Raw genomic sequence first — 25,329 nt, 5'->3', positions numbered from 1 at the left:
CACCAAACGTTGATTGCAAATTCACGACCGTTGCACAACTCGCGTGCAACGGTCCGCCCGCCTGATTGTCTCGAGCCCCCGCACCATCGGGATGCGTTGCAGGTGCAGGGCTCATGGAATGGGGAGCGACCATGGAAGCGCTCAAAGGGTATCGCTGCGATATCGATGGGATCCGCGCGCTGGCCGTGCTGGCGGTCATCGCCTACCACTTCGGCTTCGGGACCTCGGGGGGCTACGTCGGGGTCGACGTCTTCTTCGTCATATCCGGCTTTCTCATCGGCAGCCTGATCTACGAGGACGCGCAGGCCGGCCGGTTTTCCTACCTCAAGTTCTATACGCGCCGCGCGCGCCGCATCCTCCCGGCGCTGCTGGTCGTGCTGGCGGTCAGCTACCTGGTCATGCTGGTCATGGCCACGCCCACGGAGATGCGCAACTTCAGCGCGACGGCCGTGGCGAGCGTGTTCTCCGTATCGAACATCGAACTGTGGCGCAGCATGGGCTACTTCCGCCCGAACGCCCAGCTCAACCCGCTGCTGATGACCTGGTCGCTCGGCGTCGAGGAACAGTTCTACCTGCTGGTGCCGGTGGTGCTGCTGTTCCTGCGGCGCTGGCCGCTGCGCTGGCGCCTGTGGTCGCTCGCCGGTCTCCTCGTCGCTTCGTTCGTCCTGGCATGCGTGGGCATGCTCTTTACGCCCGCGGGCGTGTTCTACATGCTGCCCACCCGTGCGTGGGAGCTGGGCGCCGGGGTGCTGCTCGGGGTGGTGGCGATCCATCGAAACCAGCGCCCCGGCGAAAGCGGTAGCGGTAGCGGCAGCGGCTGGGGCGCCGAGGCGCGCGCGGCCGCCGGCCTGCTGCTGATCCTGGTGCCGACCCTCACCTATCGCTCGGATACCCCGGTGCCCTACATGGCCGTGCCGGTGCTGGGAACGGTGCTGTTGCTGGGCAGCAGTACCTCCTTCATCAACCGGTGCCTGCTGAGCCTGCCCGCGGTGCGTTTCGTGGGGCTGATTTCCTACTCGCTGTACCTGTGGCATTGGCCAGTGATCAGCATGACCAACATGGTGTCCGTGCACGAGCCGTCGCTGGCGCTGCGGCTGGTCCTGCTGGTTGGCGTGTTCTGCCTTTCGTGGTTGAGCTACCGGTATGTCGAGCAGACGTTCCGGCGCAGCCGGACGAGCCCGCGGGTCTCGCTGTTGCGCTATGCCGGGGCGATGGCCGTGCTTGCGGTGTGCGCCACCTCGGCACTGGCCACGGGCGGCCTTCCCCAGCGCTGGTCACGCAGTTTCCTGGTGGAGACGGCGAAGAACCCGAACGACCCGTGCCTGCCCATGGGATCGCACCCCAAGCTCGTCGAGCCGTGCTATCCGAAGACCGACGGTCCCGTGCTGGCCCTGGTGGGCGATAGCCATGCCGCTGCGCTTGGGCCGGGCCTGCGGGTGCTGGCTGCGAAAGCCGGCATGCGCGTGATGCAGATGACCAAGTCGGCGTGCCCGTTCCTGGTCGGGGTCAGCCGGGTGACCTACTCCAAGCCCAGCCACTTCACCGCCTGTGCGTTGTTCGACCAGCGCGTACTGAAACTCGTGGAAAACGACCCGCGCGTCGATACGGTCGTCATCGCCGGCGCCTGGTGGACAGGCACGCTCGATGGCTCCTATACGGCCACCCGCGGCCCGAGCGGCTCTCCCTACGAGCTGTTCGAACGCGGCTTGCTGGCGGCGGTGCGCGCCTTCCAGCAGAAAGGCAAACGGGTGGTGATCGTACGCGACGTGCCTTACATGGACTTTCTCCCGCTCAAGCGCATGGCTGCGTGTTCCAGCCGGCTGCGCGCCTGGATCAACGGACGCCACGACGCGAACGGCTGCGCCTACGCCAATACGACCGAGCTCGTCGACGATGCGCCCGATCTTGCGATCCTGCAGAAGGTCGCCGCGCAGACTGGGGTGGAACTGATCGATCCGCACAAGGCGCTGTGCAGCGGAAAGCACTGCAGCATCGTGTTGAATGGGCATGCGCTCTATCGCGACGAGCAGCACCTCACGGTGACCGGATCGAAACTGGTCAGCAGCGCATTCAGCGATGCGGTGGGCCAACCGGACAGCGCCACGGCGGCTGCTGCCCCGTAAACCGTCGGCTTGCATCGACATCGAGCGACGATTGCCATCGGCCGCTATGGCCTGGCGAGCGGCACGCCGGTGACCGGCGTGCTGGCTAGGCCGCAGCCAGCTTCCACAGCTGCTCCCAGCCCAGCCCGCGAAAGCACGGGCCGGCGGTCGCCTCGGGAAACTTGATGCCGTTGTAGCGGGCGTTCCATTCCAGCAGCCGCGGTCGTTCCTGCTCGTCGATGCACAGGTCCCACCCTATGCACAACATGTGCGGGCAACTGCGGTGCAGCGCCTGGCACAGCTGCAACGCGTCGGCCAGACCCGGGATCGCATGGCCGGAGAAGCGGGCCCCGGTGTCCGGATGGACGTCGGTCTGCCGCCAATCGCTCGTGTAGCCGGTCCCTTCCAGCCTGCCGGTGGCCATGTCGACGGACACGGATACCTGGTTGGCGGACAACACCACGTCATCGCTGGCGCGACCCACCCGCAGGTAGGCGGACCTCACCGACATCGAGCCATCGGGCTCGCGGGCGGTGGTGATGCGCAGGGTCGCCGCGGCGCGCGGGCAGATCGGGTCGAACGACGCGTGCTGGCGGACCGGCGCCTGGAACACACCATCGGGCAGGCCCTGGTGCTGGGCCTCGGACAGGCTTTCGCGTGTCATGAAGATCACGCCGCGCCCGCGGAAGGAACGGTCGGCCTTGAACACCGTACGTGGCCCGTGCGCGAACAGGATCGCGGGCAACTGTTCGCGCAACACCGGGCGATAGTTGCGGTCGTAGTACACGCCATCGATCACGTAGGCCAGGTCCGGCAGGGCCTCGGTATCGAGCACGCAATTGGTGAACGACTTGGTCAGGGCGACCTTCGACACCTCGCCGCCTTTTAGCGGCGCGACCACCAGGCCGTAGTAGTTGTCCGGGATCCAGCCCTCGCGAAAGCCGCCGCTGATGGCGGTGTAGAGCCGCAGCCAGGGTGCGTAGTGGGCACTGCCCAGCACGTCGCGCGCGTACTCGTCGGCACGCCGGATGGCCGCGCGGTCGGTGCGTCCGCGCTGGCTTTCCACCGCGCGCAGTCCGTCGGTCGCCTCGCGGTTGTAATGCTGCTGGCGCAGGTCGGTCTCGAAGCGCCTGGCGGCGGCCATTCCTGCCTTCTTCAGCGATCGGGTCAGCAGCATAGGCGCATCTACCTGGGTGGCGGGAGCAGCCGTCTCGCGGGCCTGCCATGCCCTGCGCGGGGCAGGAGCATGCGCGTCATAGCGGGGTGGGATGCAAGACGCCGTGAACGCTGCAGGAGCCGCCGCGGGGCGGCGAACCCGCCCCCCTCTCGCGCCTCATAGTCTGCGTTTAGCCGTCCGTGCGCCGGGGCAGCTTCCACTCCGGCCGCACGAAATGGCAGGTGTAGCCGCTCGGGTAGTGCTGCAGGTAATCCTGGTGTTCCGGTTCGGCTTCCCAGAAGTCGCCGGCCGGCTCCACCTCGGTCACCGCCTTGCCGGGCCACAGGCCGGAGGCGTTGACGTCGGCAAGGGTGTCCTCGGCCACGCGCTTCTGCTCGTCGGTGGTGTAGTAGATCGCCGAGCGGTAGCTGGTGCCACGGTCGTTGCCCTGGCGGTTGGGCGTGGTCGGGTCGTGGATCTGGAAGAAGAACTCGAGCAGGCGGCGATAGCTGATCTTTTCCGGATCGAACAGGATCTCCACCGCCTCGGCGTGGCTGCCGTGGTTGCGGTAGGTGGCGTCGGACACATCGCCACCTGCATAGCCCACGCGGGTGGCGATCACGCCGTTCTGGTGGCGCAGCAGTTCCTGCACGCCCCAGAAGCAGCCGCCGGCGAGGATGGCGCGTTCGGTGCTCATCGGTGGGCCTCATTCGGCTGATCGGAGCCGGGATGGTCGAACAGCTGGCGGTACTGGCCGTAGCCTTCGCGCTCGAGCGCATCGAGCGGAACGAAGCGCAGCGAGGCCGAGTTGATGCAGTAGCGCAGGCCACCGCTCGCGCGCGGGCCGTCGGGGAAGACGTGGCCCAGGTGGCTGTCGCCGTGGCTGGAGCGCACCTCGGTGCGGACCATGCCGTGGCTGGCGTCGTGCTTCTCCACCACGTGCGCCGGTTCCACCGGCCGGCTGAAGCTCGGCCAGCCGCAATGGCTGTCGAACTTGTCCAGCGAGGTGAACAGCGGCTCGCCGGACACCACGTCCACGTACAGGCCTGGCTCGTGGTGGTCGTTGAAAGCGTTGTCGAACGGCCGCTCGGTGCCGCTGTGCTGGGTTACGCGGAACTGCTCGGGGGTGAGGCGGGCGAGCGCCTCGGGCGTCTTGCTGTAGGTCGGCATGGCTACCTCGTGTGGCTATATGGCATCGCGTGTCGGCGGATGGGCGCGTGTCCGCGAGCGGCTTCCCCCGTCCCGGCGATAATTCCGCCGACGCGGGAATCCGTCTCGATCTTCAGTCCTTCGGCTGGCCTTGAATGGGGCCGGGCCAGCGGGTTCCAAGCAGCGGCCCGCGGTCATCGCCGCTCCAGGGTGCGATCGGACCGGGCCCGACCACGAACAGCGGGTGGCAGGCTGGCGGCTCGTCGCGCCAGCGCTCGGCCAACGGCGGATTGCGCGCGGCCAGCTTGCGCAGCAGGTGCTGCCATTCGTAGGCGAGCTGGCCTTCCGTCGCGGCGATGCCCGGCACGCGCTCGATCACGCCGAGCTTGCTGCGGTCGAAGACGTAGCCGCGCGCAGCGGCCTCTTCCTGCACGTTGGCCAAGTAGGCGTCGATCGCCTGCGCCGGGGCGCGTGGCCACGGAAACGCTCCAGTGGCGGATGCTGCCGGTAGCCGCGCGTCTGTCCGCGCAGCACGGCGCGCGCCAGCAGCCCCTCGCGCCACAGGGCGAGCAGGCCCTGGCGGTCCAGGTGCTTCGGGTGCGGGGTCCACAGGTGCATGTGAAGGCCAGTCAACGCAACGGGTGGCATGATGGATACTCCCCGGCCCGCAGGGCGGGCAGGGACACTTTGATGCTTCGCCGGCCCCCGGGTTCCGGTTACGCATGCCCTCGGGCCGACGCACCCCCACACCGCCGACGCGGTGCCGACCGGAGCGACCCGCATGCAAGCCCAGCCCTCACCCGATGCCATCCTGCAGACCGGCCTGGCGTTCTGGGCCTCCAAGACCCTGCTCAGCGCGATCGAGCTTGGCGTGTTCACCGAGCTTGCCCGCGGACCGCAGGCGCTGGAGAGCCTGCGCGGCACCCTGGGCCTGCATTCGCGCGCCGCGCGCGACTTCCTCGACGCGCTGGTCGCGCTGGGCTTTCTCACGCGCAACGATGGCCGGTACGCCAACAGGCCAGACACCGACCTGTTCCTCGACCGCGGCAAGCCATCCTACGTCGGCGGCATCCTGGAGATGGCCAACGCGCGGCTGTATCCGTTCTGGGCCGGCCTGACCGAGGGGCTGCGTACCGGCCTGCCGCAGAACGAAGTCGCCCACGGCGGTCCGAACCTGTTCGACACGCTTTATGCCGTCCCGGCGCGGCTGAAGCAATTCCTCGCCGCGATGACCGGCATCAGCCGCGGCGCCAACCTGGCGATCGCACGCCAGTTTCCGTGGAAGGACTATCGCAGCTTCGTGGACGTTGGCACCGCGCAGGGCGACCTCGCCGCGCAGATCGCGCTGGCCCATCCGCACCTGCACGGCATGGGCTTCGACCTGCCGCCGGTGCGCCCGATCTTCGAAGAGCACGTGCACGCCCTCGGCGTCGCCGACCGTGTCACCTTCGCGCCCGGCAGCTTCTTCGACCAGGCGCTGCCCCAGGCGGACGTCGTGCTGATGGGCCACATCCTGCACGACTGGGACCTGCCGACCAAACGCATGCTGATCGGCAAGGCCTACGACGCGCTGCCCGACGGCGGCGCGCTGGTGGTGTACGAGTCGATCATCGACGACGAGCGCAAGGAAAACGCCTTCGGCCTGCTGATGAGCCTCAACATGCTGATCGAAACGCCCGGCGGCTTCGACTACACCGGCGCCGATTGCGCCGGATGGATGAAGGATGCCGGCTTCCGGCAGACGCGCGCCGAGCACCTGGTGGGGCCGGATTCGATGGTGGTGGGCATCCGGTAGCTGCGTCGCGGGGGATAAGGGTGGGCGGCGGTTCCTATGGTCTGGCGGGAAGCTCTTCAGGCGGCTTCCTGACTTGCGCCACCATGATCGCGCCCTTGACCGTCGTGCCCGCCGTGGGCGACAACTTCGACGAATGGTTTTCGCAATGGCTGCGCAAGAAGCAGTCGCTAATCAGTGCGGCTGCTCGCCGAGCGCCTTGCGAATCTTCTGTTCCCCATCGGGCGCATCAGCGGGATAGGCCCAATATTTTTCTCCGTCATGCGATACCACAACCCTCTCGCCGGCTCTGATAGGCAAAGCACACGGAGAAATGGCTTCCACCACTCTCGGGGCAGTGCCTTTAAGTTGCTCCGTCTGTACGACACGGAAAAGAAGGACCGGATAGCCGAGCGCCTCGGTGGTTAAGCCCGTCTTTGCTATGGGATTGTACTTTTCTTCTAAATCGGGCCAGCGTTCTCCAGTGACATAGCCCAGAAAGATGGCGTCCGATTTCTCAACACTAGGCGGGAAGGGTATGCAGCCTATGGCTTTCGGCGTTAAACACAGGGCCGATATGGCAAAAGAGAAGATCAGGGTACGGTTCATATCGCTGGAGTTAAAGCGGCGGCAAAGCCGTCCGCCTTGAACGAGTAAAAAAAGACTTCCTCCCCTTTCGGCCTTGAGGGCCATGATGGTGTTGCGACACAACCGTCAGCAGAGGAGGAAGTCTCCATGGGCACTATAACCTGAGTGTGGACCTGGCGAAGCACGTGTTTTCGGTGCGCGAGATGGATGCCGCCGGGCATGTGCTGCGGCGGCAGGAAGGTTGAACAGCACCAACGACCAGATGAGGGAGTAGAGCAAAAACCAGACGACTGCAAGCGAGCCCCTGGTGATCTCTTCGTGCATGCGGCGGCCTAACGCTGGAATTGAGCGGCGGCGAAGCCGTCCGCCTCGAATGACTGGTTAGCGCCCACGATGTGCGTTGGACTGCGCTGCCATATCTTTGAGCCTTTGTGAGCCAAGTGCAAGATCACTTTCCCGGATGAGCAACGCATTTAGATGGGCGCCTTCGTACGCATCATTGAAGTGTCGTACGAGCGAGATGGCATGTGCTCCAACTACCGCGGATCCAGAGAGGCTGAAATTGCCTGGGGAGTTTTCGGCTGGGGATACCGCGAAGGAAAGCTTGGAGGCATAGCGATCTTTTTTGATCGTTACGTTGTAGGAGGAAAGCACAGCGGGTGAGCCACGCTCACTAACTTGAAGTCTCCCGGTACCGCGACCATCAAGTTCAAGACGCAAAACCGCACCCGACTCGTCCGGGCCGATCCAGACGCCCGCTAGCTGAGCGATTGTTGGAGGTGGAGGCAGCTTGATAGCGCGCGCGTCGAAGTTCAGAACGCTGAGTGACAGAAAGGCAAAAAATGGCAGGAACCGAGCAATTTTCATGTCACCGTGCCTGGGCGCTAACTAAAAGTAGATTGAAAATTGCAACCTAATCCCGCAGCGTAAGCCGGTTGCGACTCGGTCGCATTTCTCGTCACTGTAGCCCCATCAAAGGTTTGCGTCATTCTCGCAGCCTAATCCGACCGCCTATCCCGGAGGCAAAAGGGTTTGGGCGGTAGACGGCTGAGAGTTTCCCCGAGGTCCTTCGATGAAACCGCAGGGCTCGCAGGCGCGTGCGGCCAAAAGCCCCGCGCGCAACGCTTCTGAGCCTTGCGGTTGGAGGTGGTGAGCACCGCGTTTGGGCCCTTTTGCCTTGCGTGCAAGGTTCCGGGCCTTGCGCGTGGGGCATGGACGCTGGCGGGATGCCTGCCACGATGCGCTATCCACGACCGGTCAGCGCGAGGTTTCCGCCCCGCCTTGCTTGTAGATCACCCCATCCTTCATCACGAACGGCACGTGCTGCAGGGCGCCGATGTCGGTGGTGGGGTCGCCCTGGACGGCGATGATGTCGGCCTCCAGGCCGGGCTTGAGCTGGCCGAACCGGTCCTGCTGGCGCAGGATCTCTGCGTCCACCGCGGTGGCGGCGAGCAGGGCCTGGGTGGGGCGCATGCCGTCGCGCACCATCCACTCCAGTTCCTTGTAGTTGTCGCCGTGGCTGAACACGCCTACGTCGCTGCCGTTGCCGATGGTGACGCCGGCGTCCATCGCCAGCTTGAAGGCGTGGGCTGCCTGTTGCATCGCTTCATTGGGCGGCTGGCCGGGTTTCCAGCCGCTGAAGTACTGGGCGTAGGCCGCTTCGGCTTCCAGCGTGGGCAGGAAGGCCACGCCGTGCTTCTTCATCAGCGCGAACACTTCGGCGGTGCCGCCGTAGCCGTGCTCGATGGTGTCGACGCCGGCCAGCACGGCGCGGCGCATGCCTTCGGGCGTGGTCGAGTGCACCGAGACCGGCAGGCCCAGCGAGTGCGCGGTCTCGACGCCGGCCTTCAGCTCCTCCTCGCTGAAGGTGGGCACCGAGCCGTGGCTCTTGCCGCAGTGGTAGTCGGCGTAGATCTTGATCCAGTCGGCGCCGTGGCCGGCCTGGTCGCGCACCGCGTCGATCATCTGCGGCACGCCGCTGACCGGGATGCCGCCCTGCGGCAGGTCCAGGTCGCTGCGGAAGCCCATCGGGCCGGGGCCGTAGCAGTGGCTGGCGATGGTGGCGCGGGTGGCGGCGAACAGGTGCGGACCGGGGATCAGGCCCTGGTCGATGGCGTGCTGCACATCGACGTCGCCGTAGCCGGCGCCTTCGGTGCCAAGGTCGCGCAGCGCGGTGAAGCCGGCCATCAGCGTGTCGTGCGCGTGCTGCACGGCTTCGATGGTGCGGTAGGGCAGGCTTTCCTTGAGCACCTGGTCGTTCCACAGCGTCTCGTTGTACGGGTGCAGGAAGATGTGCGAATGCGCGTCGATCAGGCCGGGCAGCAGGGTGGTGCCGGGCAGGTCGATGGTCTGCGTGCCGGGCGGCAGCTGTACCTGGCCGGCCGGTCCGACCGCAGCGATCCTGTCGCCCTGCACCAGCACCACCCAGCCCGGGTGCGCCTGCTCGCTGCGCGCGTCGAACACGCGGTCGGCCTTCAGCAGCAGCGGATGGTCGGCGGGCTTGGCAGGCGCGGCGCCCAGCGCACTTCCGGTGAGCAGGGTGCCGAGCAGGGCGGCCAGGAGACGGCGGGGGCGGTGCAGGGGCATGGGCGTGTTCCTTTCCGTTGGGCCTGGTCCGTCTTTGTATCACCGGCGCGAAGGCCCCGGGACCTTTTCGGGTATAAGGGCCGGATCGATTCGGTGGAACGGAACCATGTGTGGATTGGCGGGCCTGCTGCTGCCTTCGCCGGGGCGGCAGGAGGAACAACTCGCGGCGCTGGCCGCTGCGATGGGCACGGCGATCGCGCACCGTGGGCCGGACGACAGCGGCACCTGGGTGGATGCGCCGGCCGGTGTCGCGCTGGCGCACCAGCGGCTGAGCATCCTCGACCTGTCGCCGCTGGGGCACCAGCCGATGGCATCGGTCGACGGCCGCTACGTGCTGGCCTACAACGGCGAGATCTACAACTTCAGCCAGTTGCGCGGGCAACTGGAAGCACTGGGCGCGCGCTTCCGCGGCCACTCCGACACCGAGGTGCTGCTCGCCGCGTTCTCCGCCTGGGGCGTGGAGGAAAGCCTGCGCCGCTGCAACGGCATGTTCGCGCTGGCACTGTGGGACCGCAGCGAGCGTTGCCTGTGGCTGGCGCGCGACCGCGTCGGCAAGAAGCCGCTGTACTACGGCTGGGCCGGCGACACGCTGGTGTTCGGCTCCGAACTGAAGGCGCTGTGGCGCCATCCGCAGTTCGACAACGGCATCGACCGCGACGCGCTCACCCTGCTGCTGCGGCTGGACTACATCCCGGCGCCGCATTGCATCCACGAGCGCACGTTCAAGCTCATGCCCGGGCGCCTGCTGCGCCTGGATGCGGCGGCGGTCGCCGCGGGTGCGTCGTCCCACCAGCCCGAGCTGGCGCAGCGACCGTTCTGGGATGCGCGCGAACGCATGCGTGCGGCCTTGGCGGCGCCGTTCGCCGGTGGCGACGCCGAGGCGGAACAGCGGCTCGACGAGCTGCTGCGCGACGCCGTCGGCCTGCGCATGGTGGCGGACGTGCCGGTGGGCGTGTTCCTCTCCGGCGGCGCCGACTCGTCCATCGTCACCTCGATGATGCAGGCACAGAGCACGCGCCCGGTGCACAGCTTCAGCATCGGCTTCGAAGGCTCGCACCACGACGAGGCGCCGCTGGCGCGCGAGGTCGCGGGATACCTGCATACCGACCACACCGAGCTTTACGTCAACGGCGCCGATGCGCTGGCGGTGGTGCCGCAGTTGCCGGCGATGTTCGACGAGCCGTTCGCCGATGCTTCGCAGGTGCCGACCGCGCTGGTGGCCAGGCTCGCGCGCCGCGGCGTCACGGTCGCGCTGTCCGGTGATGGCGGTGATGAATTGTTCTTCGGCTACAGCCGCTACCAGCGTGCGCTGCGCAACTGGCGAATGCTCTCGCGCGTGCCTTTGACACTGCGCCGGTCGCTGGCGCGGCTCGCCGATGGGCAGGGCGAGGCCTCGCGCAGCGGTGGCCTGGCGGCGCTGCTGGCGGAGATGGGGGCGCGCGGCATCGGCGACGTCTATCGCAACCGCGTGGCGCGCTGGCGCGACCCGGCCGCGGTGGTGCCGGGTGCGCGGGCGGTGGAGTCGTTCTATCACCTGGCCGATCCGCTCGAGGGCGCCGGCACGCCGGCCGACGCGATGATGCTGGCCGACTTCGTCACCTACCTGCCCGACGACCTGCTGTGCAAGGTCGACCGCACCAGCATGGCGGTGAGCCTGGAGGCGCGCGCGCCGCTGCTGGACTGGCGCGTTGCCGAGTTCGCCTGGTCGCTGCCGCTGGACATGAAGCTGCGCGCCGGGGTGAGCAAGTTTCTGCTCAAGAAGGTGCTGCTGCGCTACCTGCCGGCCTCGATGGTCCATCGCGGCAAGCGCGGCTTCGGCGCGCCGGTGACGGCGTGGCTGCGCGGCGACCTGAAGTCGTGGGCTGGCGACCTGCTCTCGCCGCAGCGGCTGGCCGCCGAGGGTGTGCTGGATGCGGCGGCGGTCGCGCAGGTGTGGCAGCGTTTCGGCCAGGGTGAGCGCAAGTGGCACACGCACCTGTGGAACGTGCTGATGTTCCAGGCCTGGCAGGACTACTGGCGGCAGAGCCGCGCCGCGGTGCGCGGCGACGGATAGCGCGTGGCCGCCGGTGGGCGGCCACCCCTCAGTCGGGTGCGCCCACCGTGAGCTTCTGCCCGATGCGGATGGCGTTGCCCTCCAGGTGGTTCCAGCGCTTGAGCTGCGCCACCTTCACGCCGTAGTGTCGGGCCAGTTCGAACAGCGTGTCGCCACGGCGCACGACATGGGTCTGTGGCTGGGCGGGCGCATCGACCGTCGGCGTGGCGGGAATATGTTCGGCCTTGCGCGTGGCCGGCGGATCGTCGTCGCCCAGGTCGGGAAGCGACGGCTTCGCGCTGACGCTGGCGACCCGGTCGCCCGGCCCGCCGACCGCCTGTGCCAGCAGCGCCGTGCGCAGCTGCTCGGCCTGCTGGCGCGGCAGCAGCAGGCGGCCACCGTGGCGGGTGTCGACGATGCCGTTGCGGTAGCCCGCGTTGAGGTCGGCCAGCGCGGCCCGGGGCAAGCCGGCCTGTCGCGCGGCCTGGTGCAGCGACAGGCGCCGGTCCAGTTGAACGGTAACCAGGTGCCGGCTTTGCTCCAGCGTCGGCAGCGTGACGTGGAAGCGCGCGGGATCGCGCACCACGCAGGCGATAGCCATCAGCTTGACCAGGTGCTGGCGGGTGCTGGCGCGCACCGGCAGCGTGGGTACCGCCGGCTCGGCCGGTGGCGCGCCTTCCCGGTTCACCAGGCGGTCGACGCCCCAGCGGCCGGCGTTGTACGCGTAGTCCGCCAGGCGCCAGTCCTGGAAGTAGTCGTGGTAGTCCTTGAGCAGGGTCATCACCTTGTCGGTGGCGGCCGGCACGTCGAGGCGGCCGTCGTAGTCACGCCCGACATCCAGGCCCATGTGCCGGGCGGTACCCGGCATGATCTGCCACATGCCCGCAGCACGGCGCTTGTGCGGCGCGACCGGGTTGAAGTGGCTCTCCACCCAGGGCAGCAGCGCGAACTCGCCGGCGACGCCATGGCGCTGCGCACTTTCCTGGACGTAGACCAGCCGCGGCAGGATGCGGCGCATCTGCGCTTCGAAGCGTTTGGGCGAGCGGGTATAGCGGCGGGCCCAGGTGTCGATCGCCGGATCGGCGGCGCAATCGGCCATCGCAAAGCTGCCGCGCAGCTGGTCCCACACGTTGGTGGCGGCTGGCGCCTGCGGGCTGGCCGGGGCGCCGGCGGTGACATCCGGGACCTGGGCCACGGGCGCCTCGGCGCGCGGCGGTGGTGCCTCGGGAATCGGTGCGGTGGCGCAGGCGGCGACCAGCAGCGACAAGGCGAGCGGCAGGGGGCGCAGTACGTGTTTCATCCGTGGAAGGCATCCTTGGCGGCGCGCAGGGCGGCGAAGCGTTCGACGCGGCCGTCGGCGGCATGCTGGCGACGGGCCCAGTCGGCCAGCGACGAGCTGTCGGTGCGCAGGAAGGGATTGCACGCCAGCTCGCTGGCCAACGGCACGGGGACGGTGGGACGGCCGTGGGCGCGGGCCTCGGCAGCTTCGTTGCAGCGGAGGGCCAGCGCGGCATTGGCCGGGTCGACCTGCCGCGCGAAGCGGCCATTGGCCTCGGTGTATTCATGGCCGCAGCAGACCATGAGATCGCCCGGCAGCGCGGCCAGCCGCTCCAGCGAGGCGAGCATCTGCGCCGGGGTGCCTTCGAACAGGCGCCCGCAGCCGAGGCTGAACAGCGTGTCACCGCAGAACAGCAGGCCTTCGCCGGCGTAGGCGATGTGGCTGCGGGTGTGGCCGGATACCTGGAGCACCTCGAAGCGCGCCTGAGGTTGCTCCAGCGCGACGACGTCGCCGTCGCCCACGCGGTGGTCGGCCGTGATGCGCTCGTCGTGCGGCGCGAAGACGTTCGCGCCGTGGCGGTCGCGCAGGGTGGCGGCACCGGCGATGTGGTCGCTGTGGTGGTGAGTCAGGAGGATCGCCCGCAGGCGCAGCGAACGAGCGGCCAGGGCGGCTTCGACGGGAGCGGCTTCGCCCGGATCGACCACGATGGCCTGGCCGGCGTCATCGTGCATCAACCAGATGTAATTGTCGGCAAGCGCCGGTAACGGTACGACGTGCAAGAACGGTCTCCGCAGCCTTTCGTATCGACTGGCGCAGGCGTCCTGGCGTGCGCGAACCGTTCGACTATAGGTGCGCCATTGGGGGTGCTCGTTAGTGGGCTGTTAAATGTGTGATTCGTGTTCAGGCTGGAAACACGTTCCGCGACCTGTGACGCGCTTCCAGCCATCAGCGGCTACACTTCCGTTTTGCAGCAAGAACGGGCGCGACATGGCTCAGCGCGATCTAGACCTCTACGACAGCAAGCCGATGCGCGGCCTGCTTGCCGCAGAAGCGCAGGCGCTCGCTCCGGAGCTGCAACGCTGCGCAGGCACCTATGCGCTGCAGGTGTCCGCCATTGCGCGCGACCTGCCGGCCTCGCCGATGCTCGACCGCTGGGTGCACCTGCACCTGGACGGCAGCCATTGCAGGGGCGACCTGCACACGCGGCTGGACGAGCCGCTGCCATTCCTCGACGACGCCTTCGGCCTGGTGCTGCTGAGCCACGCCCTGGAAGTGGCGCCTGATGCCCAGTCCCTGCTGTGCGAAGCGGCGCGCGTGCTTGCGCCCGGTGGCATGCTGGCACTGACCGGCATGCATCCGGCCAGTGGCTGGCTGCCGTGGTTGCTGTGGCGCGGCCAGGGTGGCATGAACCTGGAATCCCCGCTGCGCATCGGCCGCTGGCTGCGCGGTGCGGAACTCAATGTCGAACGCGTGCAGCGGGTGGGGCCGATGTGGCCGAGCTCGGCAGGTGTGCCGCATCATGGTGGCCCGCTGGGCGGCGGCTACCTGCTGATCGCGCGCAAGCGCCGCCAGGCGGCCGCGCCGATCCGGTTGCGCCCACGTGCGATCGCTGCCGCGCCGGTGGCCGGCCTGGCGCCCGGCGCGCGCCGCAGCGCCGCTGCCTGATTCTTCGCGAGGAACGATGATCGAAGTCGAAGCGTTTACCGACGGCGCGTGCCTGGGCAATCCCGGGCCCGGCGGCTGGGCGGCCCTGCTGCGCGCAAAGGGCGTCGAGCGGGTGTTCTCCGGCGGCGAGCCGGACACCACCAACAACCGCATGGAACTGATGGCCGCGATCGGAGCATTGGAAGCGCTGACGCGTCCGTGCAAGGTGGTGCTCACCACCGACTCGCGCTACGTGATGCAGGGCATCGAGCAGTGGTTGCCCAGATGGGTTGCCAACGGTTGGCGCACGTCCGACAAGAAGCCGGTGAAGAACCAGGATCTGTGGGAGCGGTTGGCAGCGGCCAAGGCGCCGCATCAGGTACGCTGGTCATGGGTGCGCGGCCACACCGGGCATGTCGAAAACGAGCGCGTCGACACTGCCGCGCGCGAGCAGGCCGAGCGCTACAGGGGCAGGGCATGAGACAGATCGTTCTGGATACCGAGACCACCGGCCTGGAAGTACGCCAGGGGCATCGGTTGATCGAAATCGCCTGCGTCGAGCTGGTCGAACGGCGGCCGACCGGCCGCCATTGGCAGACCTACCTCAACCCCGAGCGCGCGATCGACGAGGGCGCGCGGCAGGTTACCGGCATCGAGGACGAGTTCCTGCTCGACAAGCCGTTTTTTGCCGAGGTGGTGGGCGACTTCCTGGCCTTCATCGGCGATGCGGAACTGATCATCCACAACGCCAGCTTCGACGTCGGCTTCCTGGACGCGGAACTGGCGCGCGTGGGCGCGCACCTGGGCTGCATCGCCGACCGCTGCCGCGTGATCGACACCTTGGCGATGGCGCGCGAGCGCTATCCCGGCCAGCGCAACAGCCTGGATGCGCTGTGCAAGCGCCTGGGCGTGGACAACTCCGCCCGCGACCTGCACGGCGGCCTGATCGACGCCCAACTGCTGGCCGACGTGTACCTCGCGATGACCTCGGGCCAGGTGGTACTGGACCTGGCCTTCGAGGGTGCCGGCGAAGACGCCGGCGGGGCGGTGCTGGCGCCGGTCACGCTGCTGCGCCGCCCGCGTGTCCTGCGCGCCAATGCCGGTGAACTTGCCGCGCACGAGCAGCGGCTGGATGCACTGGACAAGGCCGCCCAGGGCGGCAGTGTCTGGCGCCGGCTGGAGCTGCCCGAAGCGGCGTTGGCCGAGGCCTGAGCGCTCAGCTCACGCGTGCCAGGATCACCGTGATGTTGTCGTCCGCGCTGCCGTCGAGCGCGGCCAGCAGCAGATGATCCACGCATTCTTGCGCGGCCAGGTCGGCGCGGCCGACGATGCGCGCGATGGTGGCGTCGGTCAGGCTCTCGGTCAGGCCATCGCTGCACAGCACGAACCGGCTGCCCGGTTCGGCTCGCCCGCGCGCCATGCCGATATGCAACTGCTCGGTCGCGGTGACGCCCAGCGCCTGCGTCAACACGTTGCGCTGCGGATGGCGCTCGGCCAGCGCCGGATCGAGTTGGCCCGCGGCAACCAGTTCCTGCACCAGCGAATGGTCGTGGCTGACCTGGCGCAGCGCGCCGCCCTGCCACAGATAGATGCGGCTGTCGCCGACCCAGGCGACCTCGTAGCGGTCGCCGGCCAGCCGCAGCGCGGCGACCGTGGTGCCCATCGGCAGCTGGTCGACCGCGGCGCTGGAATGCTTGAACAAGCGCTCAGCCGCGCCACGCACCGCTTCGACCAGGCCGCGTCCCCGCGTGATCTCCTCGACGATCGCATCGCGCACCAGCGCCGAAGCCACTTCCCCATGCTGGTGCCCGCCCATGCCGTCGGCCACGAGAAACAGGCCCAACGCCGGATCGGCGTAGTAGGTGTCCTCGTTGCGCGTGCGGCGCAGGCCGACGTGGGTGCCGTGTCCGAACTCGATCATGGGGTGCCTGGGGGTGCGAGCGGCATGCAGCATGCCGCATGGCTACGTGCTTCGCAAAGAAGGCCGGAAAAAACAAAACGCCGCACGAGGGGGCCGTCCTTCTGGTGGAGAGGAGGGAATTGTTCGGCCCATCTATGGGTCTCACCCTCGAAGCCGGCGGGTCCGTCCCCACCATCGTCTCGTCAAAAAAGCAAAAGGCCCCGCGTGGGGGCCTTTGCGTTTCTGGCGGAGAGGGTGGGATTCGAACCCACGGTACGCTTACACGTACGCCTGATTTCGAGTCAGGTACATTCGACCACTCTGCCACCTCTCCGAAAAGGTTCGCGGGTCGACGCGAGCCGCCGATTTTACGGGGAGCCGGGAGTTCTGACAAGCGCTCCCGGCGTGTCGTGGGACCTCAGCCGGCCTTCTTCTTGGCCAGCCTCAGCCAGGTATCCACCACCGTGTCGGGGTTGAGCGACACCGATTCGATGCCTTGGTCCATCAGCCATTCGGCCAGGTCCGGATGGTCGCTCGGGCCCTGGCCGCAGATGCCAACGTACTTGCCCTTCTCGCGCGCCGTCTTGATCGCCATGGCGAGCAGCTTCTTGACCGCCGGGTCGCGCTCGTCGAACAGGCTGGCGACGATGCCGGAGTCGCGGTCCAGGCCCAGGGTGAGCTGGGTGAGATCGTTGGAGCCGATCGAGAAGCCGTCGAAGATTTCCAGGAATTCCTCGGCGAGCAGGGCGTTGGAGGGCACCTCGCACATCATGATGACCTTGAGGTCGCCTTCGCCCTTCTTCAGGCCGTTCTTCTCCAGCACCTCGATCACCTTGCGACCTTCGCCCAGGGTGCGCACGAACGGGATCATCACCCACACGTTGGACAGCCCCATCGTCTCGCGCACCTTCTTGACCGCCTTGCACTCCAGCGCGAAGGACTCGGCGAAGCCCGCATCGACGTAGCGGCTGGCGCCGCGGTAGCCGATCATCGGGTTTTCCTCGTGGGGCTCGTAGCGCGCGCCGCCGATCAGGCCGGCGTATTCGTTCGACTTGAAGTCGGACAGGCGCACGATCACCGGCTTCGGGTACACCGAGGCGGCAATGGTGGCGATGCCTTCGGCCAGGCGGTCGACATAGAAGCTCACCGGGTCGGCGTAGCCGGCCATGCGCTCGTCGATCTTCGCCTTGGTCTCCGCGTCCTGGCGATTGTATTCGAGCAGCGCCTTAGGGTGCACGCCGATGTGGCTGGCGATGATCATCTCCAGTCGCGCCAGGCCGATGCCGGCGTTGGGCAGCATGCCGAAGTCGAACGCGCGCTCGGGGTTGGCGACGTTCATCATGATCTTGAGCGGTGCTTCCGGCATGGCGCCGAGGTCGGCGGTGATGCGGTCGAAGGCGAGCTTGCCCTCATAGATGGTGCCCGTGTCGCCCTCCGCGCAGGACACGGTGACTTCCGCCCCATCCGGGATCAGCTGCAGCGCGTTGCCGGTGCCCACCACGGCAGGCACGCCCAGCTCGCGCGCGATGATCGCGGCGTGGCAGGTGCGGCCGCCGCGGTTGGTCACGATGGCGGCGGCGCGCTTCATGATCGGCTCCCAGTCGGGATCGGTCATGTCGGCGACCAGCACGTCGCCGTTCTGGAACTCGTGCATCTGGCTGATCGACTTGACCACGCGCGCCTTGCCCGAGCCGATCTTCTGGCCGATGGCGCGGCCTTCGGCCAGCACCTTGCCCTTTTCGTTGAGCTGGAAGCGCTCCAGCTGCGTGGCATGGGCGCGCGACTTCACTGTCTCCGGGCGCGCCTGCACGATGTAGAGCTTGCCGGTATGGCCGTCCTTCGCCCACTCGATGTCCATCGGCCGGCCGTAGTGCTGCTCGATGACGAGGGCCTGCTTGGCCAGTTCCTGCACGTCCTCGTCGGAGATGCAGAACTTGTTGCGCAGGTCTGCCGGCGTCTCTTCGATGCGCACGCGTTCGCCGGGCTTGTCCGAATAGACCATACGCTGCTGCTTGGCGCCGAGGCTGCGGCGGAGCAGGGCGGGCTTGCCGGCCTTCAGCGTCGGCTTGAAAACGTAGAACTCGTCCGGATTGACCGCGCCCTGCACGACCATTTCGCCCAGGCCGTAGGAGCCGGTGACGAACACCACGTCGCGGAAGCCCGACTCGGTGTCCAGCGTGAACAGCACGCCCGAGGCGCCGATGTCCGAGCGCACCATCAGCTGCACGCCGGCGGAGAGGAACACCTCCTCGTGCTTAAACCCCTGGTGCACGCGGTAGGCGATGGCGCGGTCGTTGTAGAGCGAGGCGAAGACTTCCTTGACCTTGTGCAGCACGTCGTCGATGCCGACCACGTTGAGGAAGGTTTCCTGCTGGCCGGCGAAGGAGGCGTCCGGCAGGTCCTCAGCGGTGGCGGAGGAGCGCACGGCGACGGCGATGTCGTCGGCGCCGGCGTCCCTGCACAGTTTGGTGTAGGCGTCGCGGATCGCCTCGTCCAGCTCCTGCGGCAGCGGCGTCTCGGTGACCCAGTTGCGGATCTCCTTGCCGGCGGCGGTCAGCGCTTCGACATCTTCCACGTCCAGGCCGTCCAGCCGCGCCCGGATGCGTTTGGCCACGCCGCTCTTGTCCAGGTATTGCTGGAAAGCATCGGCGGTGGTCGCGAAGCCGCCCGGCACCGAGACGCCGAGCTTGGCCAGGTTGCCGATCATCTCGCCGAGCGAGGCGTTCTTGCCGCCGACCTTGCCCAGGTCGGTCATGCGCAGGTTGTCCAGCCAAAGCACCAGGTCGTTCAAGAGACTCTCCTTAGTAAAGCTTGGGGTAATGCGCTGCGCCGCGCCGAATCCGGCCGCAAAGGACTGGTATTGTCCGCTGTCGATGGTGCACGGCACAAGAAGACCATTTGTTCGCGATGCCGTTCCAACTGCATACCAGTCAGCGCCGAGTCAAGCACGCACGGGCTTCGGCGCATGCGCTAAGGTTCTACGCAAACCTCCTACGGGCGAACGGGCATCCGCATGCAACGCACGGTTTTTTTCATCTCCGACTCCACTGGTATTACGGCGGAGACGATCGGCAATTCGATCCTCGCGCAGTTCGAGGGCATCCAGTTCGACAAGCATCGCCTGCCGTTCGTGGACGATGCGCATAAGGCCGAGGCCGCTGCGTTGCGCATCAAGACCCGCTACGCGCAGACCGGCGAGCGGCCGATCGTGGTCAACACGATGGCCGACCGCGGGCTGTGCGAGATCGTGGCGGCCAGCGGCGCGCTGATGCTGGACGTGTTCGCCCCCTTCATCGGGCCGCTGGAGGAGGAGCTGGCGGCCAAGCGCTCAGGCATGGTCAACCGCTCGCATGGTCTGGTCGACTTCGACAAGTACGAGGCTCGCATCGAAGCTACCAACTATGCGCTGGCCCACGACGACGGCGTGGACGTGGACTACGCCAAGGCCGACCTGATCCTGGTCGGCGTGTCGCGCTCGGGCAAGACCCCGACCTGCCTCTACATGGCCTTGCATTACGGCGTCAAAGCCGCCAACTATCCCCTGACCGACGACGACCTGGACAAGCTGGAACTGCCCAAACGGCTCAGGCCGTACAAGGACCGCCTGTTCGGCCTCACCATCGACCCGCAGCGGCTGGCGCAGATCCGCGAACAACGCCGGCCCGGCAGCCGCTACGCCACCGTGCAGCAATGTCGCTGGGAGCTGGAACAGGCCGACCGGCTGATGCGCCAGGCGGGCATTTCCTCGCTCAACACCACCCACGTTTCGATCGAGGAGATCGCCAGCAAGATCTTCGAGCGCTTCGGTATCGAGCGCACCATGTTTTGAGGTATATCCGAGCCTGATGAGTGCCGTATTGGACAGCCGATCCGCCTTGCTCCCGGGACGCTTCGAGTTCCTGATGGGGCTGTATGCGGAGAACTACCACCGCCTGGCGCACCTGTTCGCGCCGCAGACGCTTGCGCCGGGACGCTACCGCTCGAGCGTGGACGATGGCCTGGATGTGCACATGCACGTGCAGGAGCGCCATCCGTACACGCTGGAACTGGAGTTGACCTACGGATTCGTCGATGCGCACACCGGGCATCCAACGCCGTCGGCACAGTTGCGCATGTACACCGATGCGCATGTGGCCGAGGCGCTGCATTGCCATCCGGGGAGGCACCTGTGGCAGGTGCTCGGGCCGTTCCCGGAAGCGCACACGGTGCTGCAGCACCGGTTGCGCATGAACGGCTTTCTTTCGCGCTGGCTGGAATATCTGGCCGCGCAGGGGCACTCGGCGGGAACACTCGAGCGGCTGGACGAGACCGACGACGTCACCAGCCGTTCGCCCTGAGCGCGGGCCGAAGCCAGTGGAGCGGTTGTCCGCGAGTGCCAAGGCTCTGCTCGCCGCGAACGGTGTATGGCGACAGGCGAAAAAGCCAGGCAACAAAAAACCCGCACTCGGCGGGTTTCTCGTTAGTGGCGGAGCGGACGGGACTCGAACCCGCGACCTCCGGCGTGACAGGCCAGCATTCTAACCGACTGAACTACCGCTCCGCATTTTCTTCCAGCTGACTTGCCTGAATCGGACCGCGAGCAGTCGAATCAACTTCTGCGCGATACCAACCTTGGCGTCCCCACGGGGATTCGAACCCCGGTCGCCACCGTGAAAGGGTGATGTCCTAGGCCTCTAGACGATGGGGACGGATCAGGTTGGTGGAGCCAGGCGGGATCGAACCGCCGACCTCCTGCATGCCATGCAGGCGCTCTCCCAGCTGAGCTATGGCCCCGCCGCTGGAAGCCCGAAAGAATAGGCAGGGTTCGCGAATCCGTCAAGCATTTTCTCGAAAATTTTGCGCGCCTGGTCACGCGCGCTTGCACCGCATCGACACGCGAGCATGGTGACGTAAGCTGGACGACCATACACGCCGGAGCACGCATGCACGAGATCGGTTTCATCCGTGACCTCGCCGTCGTGATGATCGTGGCCGGCGCGACCACGGTGCTGTTCCAGCGGCTTCGCCAACCTGTGCTGCTCGGCTACATCCTGGCCGGCGTGCTGATTGGTCCGCACACGCCGGGCATGCTGGTGGGCGATCCCCGCGCCATCGACGACATCTCCAATCTCGGCGTGGTGCTGTTGATGTTCACGCTGGGACTGGAGTTCAGCGTGCGCAAGTTGCGCGAAGTCGGCATGGGCGTGCTGATGGTCGCGGTGATCGAGGTGGGCCTGATGCTGTGGATCGGCACGGGCCTGGGCGAATTGATGGGCTGGAACAGTATCGATGCGCTGTTCCTCGGCGCGCTGATCTCGCTCTCCTCCACCATGGTGGCAACCCGCACGCTGGCCGAGGGCGGGCTGCGCCATCTGCCGTTCGCGCAGCGGGTAGTAGGCATCCTGGTGGCCGAGGACGTGCTGGCCATCGTGATCCTGACCGTATTGAGCGCGGTGGCGATCGGCGGTGCGATGGAGGCTGGTACGGCGCTGGCGGTGGTGGGGCAGGTCGGCCTGTTCGTGGTGGCCGGCATGATCCTGGGCCTGCTGCTGCTGCCGCGTTTGATCGATTACGTGGCGGGCTTCGGCCGCGATGAAACGCTGCTGGTAAGCGCACTGGGCATTTGCTTTGGCGCGAGCCTGTTCGCCGCATCGCTGGGTTTCAGCGTGGCGCTGGGCGCGTTCCTGGCCGGTGCGGTGATCGCCGAGGCGCGCAACGCACATCGCGTGATGCGGCTGGTCGAGCCGTTGCGCGACATGTTCGCGGCGCTGTTCTTCGTGGCGATCGGCCTGAAGATCGACCCGCTCCTGCTGTGGCAGTACGCGCTGCCGGCGCTCGGTATCGCGGCGGTGGTAATGGTCGGCAAGACGCTGGCGGTCGGCATGGGCATGGTCGCCGTCGGGCAGGAGGTGCGCTCGTCGATCCGCACGGGCTTGAGCATGGCGCAGATCGGCGAGTTCTCGTTCGTGATCGCCGCGCTGGGCGCCTCGCTTGGCGTGGTGAGCGAATTCATCTATCCGATCGCGGTTGCAGTATCGGTGGTGTGCATGGCCGCCTCGCCCTACCTGGTCGGCCACGCCAACGGCATCGTCGATGGCATGCGCCGGGCCGCGCCCGGGCCGTTGCGGGTGCTGCTGACCAGCTACTCGGCATGGCTGGGCAGCCTCAAGCCGGTCGAGCAGAACGCGATGATCGCGGCCATGTTGCGCCGCCTGCTCTGGCACATCGGGGTCAACGTGGTGCTGGTGGTGACGCTGTTCGTGATCGGCGCCTACGTCAACACGCACAACTGGGCGTGGTTCTCGGCTTTCGGCGCCAACCGCGAAACGCGGCACTCGCTGATCTTCGCGGGGGCGCTGTTCTGTTCGCTGCCGATGCTCATCGCCATCTACCGCAAGGCCGAGGCGCTGGGCATGCTGCTGGCGGAGCTGGGCATCCGCGAGCATTTTGCCGGCGGTTATACCCACGCCATCCGCAGCGTGCTGGCGCGGTTGATCCCGCTGGGCACGCTGTTGGCGCTGGGGCTGCTGGTCAGCGTGCTCGGCTCGACGATCCTTCCGCCGCGAGGCGTGGCGATCGTGCTGCTGGTCGCCGGGGTCCTGCTGTCGGCGATCCTCTGGCGTGCGTTGGTGAAGATGCACGCGAGGTTGCAGGCGGCCCTGCGCGACACGCTGGAGCGGCCTGCACCCGACGAATAGCTTGTGAAGACGCGCGGGAACCTTTCCCGACCCTAACGGTCGACTGGCGGTGTCGTTGCCAAGACCGCTCGACGCGCCCCACAATGCCCCGCCTGCCTCCATCGGGGAGGCCCGGTCGCATTGCCGGCACATTCATACACGAGGGAGTTTCGAATGAAGCATTTTCTCCGTCCCACGCTGACGGCGGCTGCGCTGGCCGTTGCGCTGGGCATGACCGCGGGCGCCCACGCCCAGGCCGCCAAGTCTGGCGCCGCCGGCACGGTCGACAAGACCAAGGCCAGCTATGTGGTCGGCTGGGACCTGGCCGGCCAGCTGCCGCCGCTGGTGCGTGAGGAAGTCGACCCGGCAACGGTCGCCCGCGCCGTGCAGTCCGCGCTGTCGGGCCAGAAGCCGACCATGAGCGAGGCCGAGGCCAAGAGCGTGCGCGATGCCTTCGTCGCCAAGCTGCAGGCCAAGGCCAAGGCCCAGTACGAGAAGGTCGCGTCCGAGAACAAGACCAAGGGCGAAGCCTTCCTGGCCAAGAACAAGTCGGCACCGGGTGTGAAGACCACCGCTTCGGGCCTGCAATACAAGGTGATCAGCGAAGGTACCGGCGCGCGTCCGGGCCCGAACGACACCGTGCAGGTGAACTATGTGGGCACCTTCGTCAGCGGCGAGAAGTTCGACGCCTCGGCCGACCACGGCAACAAGCCGGCCGATATTCCGCTGCAGGGCGTGATCCCGGGCTTCCGCGAGGGCCTGGAGCTGATGAAGACCGGCGCGCACTACATGCTCTACATTCCGTCGAACCTGGCCTACGGCGCGCAGCCGCAGAACGGCTTTCCGCCGAACGCCACGATCATCTTCGACGTGACCTTGGTCAAGACCGGCCCGACGCCGGCCGGTGGCCAGGGCGAGGCGGGCAAGTAAGCAGCAACGCTGCAGGTCTCGGAGAAAGGCGCGGAGTGATCCGCGCCTTTTTTTATGGAGATGTCGCACGGGAGATCCGGATCGGCTGCCCGTCGGCGGGCAATCGGGCAACAGGCGTGTGGGCAAGTCCTGCGGCAGCCGCGCCCGACTCCTGCTCCTCTCCGTGCCCCTGCTAGAATCGGCGGTTCTCTTCGGTTGGAATGCGCGAATGAACGTCACCCTGTTCGGCACCGGCTACGTTGGCCTGGTCACCGGTACCTGCCTGGCGGAGATGGGCAACCACGTGCTGTGCGTGGACGTGGATGGAGCCAAGGTCGCGCGCCTGAGGCAGGGCGAGGTGCCGATCTACGAGCCGGGCCTGGCGCCGATGGTCCGGCGCAACCACGAGAGCGGCCGGCTGGACTTCACCACCGAGGCGGAGCCTGCGGTGCACCACGGCGAGGTGATCTTCATCGCCGTGGGCACGCCGCCGGACGAGGACGGCAGCGCCGACCTGCGCTACGTGCTGGAGGTGGCGCGCAGCATCGGTGCGCACCTGAGCCGCTACGCGGTGGTGGTCAACAAGTCGACGGTGCCGGTGGGCACCGCCGACAAGGTGCGCGCGACGATCGCCCAGGCGCTGGCCGAGCGCGGCGCGGTGATCCCGTTCGACGTGGTCTCCAACCCCGAGTTCCTGAAGGAAGGCGACGCGGTGGAGGACTGCCTGCGGCCGGACCGCATCGTGATCGGCAGCTCCAGCGAGCGGGCGATCGGCGTGCTGCGCAAGCTGTATGCGCCGTTCAACCGCAACCACGACCGCACGGTGGTGATGGACGAGCGTTCGGCGGAGCTGACCAAGTACGCGGCCAACGCGATGCTGGCGACCAAGATCAGCTTCATGAACGAGATCGCCAACATCGCCGAGCGGGTCGGCGCGGACATCGAGCAGGTGCGCCGCGGCATCGGCGCGGACCCGCGCATCGGCTATCACTTCATCTATCCGGGCGCCGGCTACGGCGGCTCGTGCTTCCCCAAGGACGTGCAGGCGCTGGAGCGCACCGCACGTACGGTGGACTACGACGCGAAGCTGCTGGGCGCGGTCGAGGCGGTCAACCACGCACAGAAGGGCAAGCTGTTCGAGCTGATCGAGCGGCACTACGGCGGGGCGCTGAAGGGCAAGACGGTGGCGCTGTGGGGGCTGGCGTTCAAGCCCAACACGGACGACATGCGCGAGGCGTCCAGCCGGCGGCTGATGGAGCAGTTGTGGGCGGCCGGCGCGAAGGTGCGGGCGTTCGATCCGGAGGCGCGCGCGGAGACGACGCGCATCTACGGCGAGCGGGCCGACCTCGCGCTGTGCGAGGACGCCTACGCGGCGCTGGAAGGGGCCGACGTGCTGGCGATCGTGACCGAGTGGAAGGCATTCCGTGCGCCGGACTTCGCGCAGATCCGCGACACGCTGAAGGACCCGGCGATCTTCGACGGACGCAACCTGTACGACCCGGCGCAGGTGGAGGAGGCGGGGCTGGCCTATTACGGCATCGGGCGCGGGCGTTCGCT

23 protein-coding genes and 4 tRNA genes are annotated in these 25,329 nt (G+C 67.4%); 11 read left to right on the top strand and 16 right to left on the bottom strand.

Annotated features, from left to right (window positions below; genetic code table 11):
- The first annotated feature begins 131 nt into the window (after positions 1-131).
- Positions 132-2,123 carry an acyltransferase family protein gene (locus BMZ38_RS16465; RefSeq protein WP_175483816.1) on the top strand — a complete coding sequence of 664 codons (1,992 nt, stop codon included), beginning with the start codon at positions 132-134 and terminating at the stop codon, positions 2,121-2,123.
- Positions 2,124-2,208: 85 nt separating this feature from the next.
- On the opposite strand, the gene BMZ38_RS16460 is transcribed toward BMZ38_RS16465, so the two are convergent.
- From BMZ38_RS16460 to BMZ38_RS18035, 5 genes are all read right to left on the bottom strand, one after another.
- Positions 2,209-3,279, bottom strand: a complete 1,071-nt coding sequence (locus tag BMZ38_RS16460; RefSeq protein ID WP_091340294.1) for a sugar-transfer associated ATP-grasp domain-containing protein — start codon at positions 3,277-3,279, stop codon at positions 2,209-2,211.
- A gap of 169 nt (positions 3,280-3,448) precedes the next feature.
- Positions 3,449-3,955 (bottom strand): peptide-methionine (S)-S-oxide reductase MsrA, encoded by a 507-nt coding sequence (gene msrA, locus BMZ38_RS16455; protein ID WP_091340290.1) that lies wholly within the window; start codon positions 3,953-3,955, stop codon positions 3,449-3,451.
- Positions 3,952-4,428: a peptide-methionine (R)-S-oxide reductase MsrB gene (gene msrB, locus BMZ38_RS16450; RefSeq protein WP_091340285.1), complete on the bottom strand. Its 477-nt coding sequence runs from the start codon at positions 4,426-4,428 to the stop codon at positions 3,952-3,954. Before msrB ends, msrA begins: the two co-directional genes overlap by 4 nt.
- 112 nt (positions 4,429-4,540) lie before the next feature.
- Positions 4,541-4,849, bottom strand: a complete 309-nt coding sequence (locus BMZ38_RS18040; protein WP_245747335.1) for a hypothetical protein — start codon at positions 4,847-4,849, stop codon at positions 4,541-4,543.
- A complete protein-coding gene (locus BMZ38_RS18035; protein ID WP_245747334.1) occupies positions 4,783-5,025 on the bottom strand; it encodes a pyrimidine dimer DNA glycosylase/endonuclease V in 243 nt (80 codons plus the stop codon). Before BMZ38_RS18035 ends, BMZ38_RS18040 begins: the two co-directional genes overlap by 67 nt.
- Positions 5,026-5,188: 163 nt before the next feature.
- Here BMZ38_RS18035 and BMZ38_RS16440 point away from each other — a divergent pair, with 163 nt between their 5' ends.
- Positions 5,189-6,202 (top strand): methyltransferase, encoded by a 1,014-nt coding sequence (locus tag BMZ38_RS16440; RefSeq protein ID WP_091340283.1) that lies wholly within the window; start codon positions 5,189-5,191, stop codon positions 6,200-6,202.
- Positions 6,203-6,373: 171 nt separating this feature from the next.
- Here the strand turns inward: BMZ38_RS16440 and BMZ38_RS17670 are convergent, their stop codons facing one another.
- The 3 genes from BMZ38_RS17670 to BMZ38_RS16435 all read right to left on the bottom strand — a co-directional run bounded on the left by BMZ38_RS17670 (position 6,374) and on the right by BMZ38_RS16435 (position 9,352).
- Positions 6,374-6,871 (bottom strand): hypothetical protein, encoded by a 498-nt coding sequence (locus BMZ38_RS17670; RefSeq protein ID WP_139202465.1) that lies wholly within the window; start codon positions 6,869-6,871, stop codon positions 6,374-6,376.
- Positions 6,872-7,147: 276 nt separating this feature from the next.
- A complete protein-coding gene (locus tag BMZ38_RS17665; protein ID WP_139202464.1) occupies positions 7,148-7,633 on the bottom strand; it encodes a hypothetical protein in 486 nt (161 codons plus the stop codon).
- Between the two features lie 390 nt (positions 7,634-8,023).
- Positions 8,024-9,352, bottom strand: coding sequence for an amidohydrolase family protein (locus BMZ38_RS16435; protein ID WP_091340280.1), 1,329 nt, complete (start codon positions 9,350-9,352; stop codon positions 8,024-8,026).
- Between the two features lie 106 nt (positions 9,353-9,458).
- On the opposite strand from BMZ38_RS16435, the gene asnB reads away from it, so the two are divergent.
- Complete coding sequence (gene asnB, locus BMZ38_RS16430; RefSeq protein WP_091340278.1) at positions 9,459-11,405, top strand: asparagine synthase (glutamine-hydrolyzing); 1,947 nt, start codon at positions 9,459-9,461, stop codon at positions 11,403-11,405.
- Positions 11,406-11,433: 28 nt separating this feature from the next.
- On the opposite strand, the gene BMZ38_RS16425 is transcribed toward asnB, so the two are convergent.
- Both BMZ38_RS16425 and gloB read right to left on the bottom strand, forming a co-directional pair.
- Positions 11,434-12,684 carry a transglycosylase SLT domain-containing protein gene (locus BMZ38_RS16425; protein ID WP_245747333.1) on the bottom strand — a complete coding sequence of 417 codons (1,251 nt, stop codon included), beginning with the start codon at positions 12,682-12,684 and terminating at the stop codon, positions 11,434-11,436.
- Entirely contained in the window at positions 12,681-13,442 is a 762-nt protein-coding gene (gene gloB / locus BMZ38_RS16420; RefSeq protein ID WP_091340275.1) for a hydroxyacylglutathione hydrolase, read from the bottom strand. The genes BMZ38_RS16425 and gloB overlap by 4 nt, the downstream gene beginning before the upstream one ends.
- A gap of 208 nt (positions 13,443-13,650) precedes the next feature.
- Here gloB and BMZ38_RS16415 point away from each other — a divergent pair, with 208 nt between their 5' ends.
- From BMZ38_RS16415 to dnaQ, 3 genes are read left to right on the top strand one after another with little or no spacing between them, the layout of a single operon-like run.
- Positions 13,651-14,328, top strand: a complete 678-nt coding sequence (locus BMZ38_RS16415) for a methyltransferase domain-containing protein (protein WP_091340272.1) — start codon at positions 13,651-13,653, stop codon at positions 14,326-14,328.
- A 16-nt stretch (positions 14,329-14,344) separates the two neighbouring features.
- Entirely contained in the window at positions 14,345-14,788 is a 444-nt protein-coding gene (gene rnhA / locus BMZ38_RS16410) for a ribonuclease HI (protein WP_091340269.1), read from the top strand.
- Positions 14,785-15,519 carry a DNA polymerase III subunit epsilon gene (gene dnaQ / locus BMZ38_RS16405; RefSeq protein WP_091340267.1) on the top strand — a complete coding sequence of 245 codons (735 nt, stop codon included), beginning with the start codon at positions 14,785-14,787 and terminating at the stop codon, positions 15,517-15,519. The genes rnhA and dnaQ overlap by 4 nt, the downstream gene beginning before the upstream one ends.
- 4 nt (positions 15,520-15,523) lie before the next feature.
- Here the strand turns inward: dnaQ and BMZ38_RS16400 are convergent, their stop codons facing one another.
- The 3 genes from BMZ38_RS16400 to ppsA form a co-directional block, all read right to left on the bottom strand.
- Positions 15,524-16,228: a PP2C family protein-serine/threonine phosphatase gene (locus BMZ38_RS16400; protein WP_091340264.1), complete on the bottom strand. Its 705-nt coding sequence runs from the start codon at positions 16,226-16,228 to the stop codon at positions 15,524-15,526.
- A 223-nt stretch (positions 16,229-16,451) separates the two neighbouring features.
- A tRNA-Ser gene (locus BMZ38_RS16395) sits at positions 16,452-16,541 on the bottom strand.
- Between the two features lie 84 nt (positions 16,542-16,625).
- The gene (gene ppsA / locus BMZ38_RS16390; protein ID WP_091340261.1) at positions 16,626-18,998 is read right to left on the bottom strand and encodes a phosphoenolpyruvate synthase; all 2,373 of its coding nucleotides are present in this window, start codon (positions 18,996-18,998) and stop codon (positions 16,626-16,628) included.
- Positions 18,999-19,220: 222 nt separating this feature from the next.
- On the opposite strand from ppsA, the gene ppsR reads away from it, so the two are divergent.
- Complete coding sequence (gene ppsR, locus BMZ38_RS16385; protein WP_091340258.1) at positions 19,221-20,036, top strand: posphoenolpyruvate synthetase regulatory kinase/phosphorylase PpsR; 816 nt, start codon at positions 19,221-19,223, stop codon at positions 20,034-20,036.
- A 16-nt stretch (positions 20,037-20,052) separates the two neighbouring features.
- The gene (locus tag BMZ38_RS16380) at positions 20,053-20,544 is read left to right on the top strand and encodes a DUF1249 domain-containing protein (RefSeq protein ID WP_091340255.1); all 492 of its coding nucleotides are present in this window, start codon (positions 20,053-20,055) and stop codon (positions 20,542-20,544) included.
- 126 nt (positions 20,545-20,670) lie between these two features.
- Here the strand turns inward: BMZ38_RS16380 and BMZ38_RS16375 are convergent.
- From BMZ38_RS16375 to BMZ38_RS16365, 3 genes are all read right to left on the bottom strand, one after another.
- Positions 20,671-20,747, bottom strand: a tRNA-Asp gene (locus BMZ38_RS16375).
- 72 nt (positions 20,748-20,819) lie between these two features.
- Positions 20,820-20,895 (bottom strand) — tRNA-Glu (locus BMZ38_RS16370).
- Positions 20,896-20,904: 9 nt separating this feature from the next.
- A tRNA-Ala gene (locus tag BMZ38_RS16365) sits at positions 20,905-20,980 on the bottom strand.
- Between the two features lie 149 nt (positions 20,981-21,129).
- Between BMZ38_RS16365 and BMZ38_RS16360 the strand changes: the two genes are divergently transcribed.
- From BMZ38_RS16360 to BMZ38_RS16350, 3 genes are all read left to right on the top strand, one after another.
- Positions 21,130-22,884 (top strand): cation:proton antiporter, encoded by a 1,755-nt coding sequence (locus BMZ38_RS16360; RefSeq protein WP_091340253.1) that lies wholly within the window; start codon positions 21,130-21,132, stop codon positions 22,882-22,884.
- A gap of 153 nt (positions 22,885-23,037) precedes the next feature.
- Positions 23,038-23,793: an FKBP-type peptidyl-prolyl cis-trans isomerase gene (locus BMZ38_RS16355; protein WP_091340250.1), complete on the top strand. Its 756-nt coding sequence runs from the start codon at positions 23,038-23,040 to the stop codon at positions 23,791-23,793.
- Between the two features lie 208 nt (positions 23,794-24,001).
- On the top strand, positions 24,002-25,329 hold a 1,328-nt coding region (locus BMZ38_RS16350), incomplete at its 3' end, for a UDP-glucose dehydrogenase family protein (protein WP_091340248.1).

This window comes from Frateuria terrea (assembly GCF_900115705.1).
GTDB classification, from domain to species: domain Bacteria; phylum Pseudomonadota; class Gammaproteobacteria; order Xanthomonadales; family Rhodanobacteraceae; genus Frateuria_A; species Frateuria_A terrea.
Note: the sequence above shows the minus strand (reverse complement) of the source record. Positions and strands in the feature narration are given on the sequence as shown.

Coding starts and splice junctions, on each gene's coding strand:
- BMZ38_RS16460 (WP_091340294.1), bottom strand. CDS start 3,279: ATGCTGCTGACCCGATCGCTGAAGAAGGCAGGAATGGCCGCCGCCAGG.
- BMZ38_RS18035 (WP_245747334.1), bottom strand. CDS start 5,025: ATGCACCTGTGGACCCCGCACCCGAAGCACCTGGACCGCCAGGGCCTG.
- BMZ38_RS16380 (WP_091340255.1), top strand. CDS start 20,053: ATGAGTGCCGTATTGGACAGCCGATCCGCCTTGCTCCCGGGACGCTTC.
- rnhA (WP_091340269.1), top strand. CDS start 14,345: ATGATCGAAGTCGAAGCGTTTACCGACGGCGCGTGCCTGGGCAATCCC.
- BMZ38_RS16415 (WP_091340272.1), top strand. CDS start 13,651: ATGGCTCAGCGCGATCTAGACCTCTACGACAGCAAGCCGATGCGCGGC.
- ppsR (WP_091340258.1), top strand. CDS start 19,221: ATGCAACGCACGGTTTTTTTCATCTCCGACTCCACTGGTATTACGGCG.
- BMZ38_RS16400 (WP_091340264.1), bottom strand. CDS start 16,228: ATGATCGAGTTCGGACACGGCACCCACGTCGGCCTGCGCCGCACGCGC.
- BMZ38_RS16440 (WP_091340283.1), top strand. CDS start 5,189: ATGCAAGCCCAGCCCTCACCCGATGCCATCCTGCAGACCGGCCTGGCG.
- BMZ38_RS16355 (WP_091340250.1), top strand. CDS start 23,038: ATGAAGCATTTTCTCCGTCCCACGCTGACGGCGGCTGCGCTGGCCGTT.
- BMZ38_RS16465 (WP_175483816.1), top strand. CDS start 132: ATGGAAGCGCTCAAAGGGTATCGCTGCGATATCGATGGGATCCGCGCG.
- dnaQ (WP_091340267.1), top strand. CDS start 14,785: ATGAGACAGATCGTTCTGGATACCGAGACCACCGGCCTGGAAGTACGC.
- BMZ38_RS16425 (WP_245747333.1), bottom strand. CDS start 12,684: ATGAAACACGTACTGCGCCCCCTGCCGCTCGCCTTGTCGCTGCTGGTC.
- msrB (WP_091340285.1), bottom strand. CDS start 4,428: ATGCCGACCTACAGCAAGACGCCCGAGGCGCTCGCCCGCCTCACCCCC.
- BMZ38_RS16360 (WP_091340253.1), top strand. CDS start 21,130: ATGCACGAGATCGGTTTCATCCGTGACCTCGCCGTCGTGATGATCGTG.
- BMZ38_RS17670 (WP_139202465.1), bottom strand. CDS start 6,871: ATGGCCCTCAAGGCCGAAAGGGGAGGAAGTCTTTTTTTACTCGTTCAA.
- msrA (WP_091340290.1), bottom strand. CDS start 3,955: ATGAGCACCGAACGCGCCATCCTCGCCGGCGGCTGCTTCTGGGGCGTG.
- asnB (WP_091340278.1), top strand. CDS start 9,459: ATGTGTGGATTGGCGGGCCTGCTGCTGCCTTCGCCGGGGCGGCAGGAG.
- BMZ38_RS16435 (WP_091340280.1), bottom strand. CDS start 9,352: ATGCCCCTGCACCGCCCCCGCCGTCTCCTGGCCGCCCTGCTCGGCACC.
- BMZ38_RS17665 (WP_139202464.1), bottom strand. CDS start 7,633: ATGAAAATTGCTCGGTTCCTGCCATTTTTTGCCTTTCTGTCACTCAGC.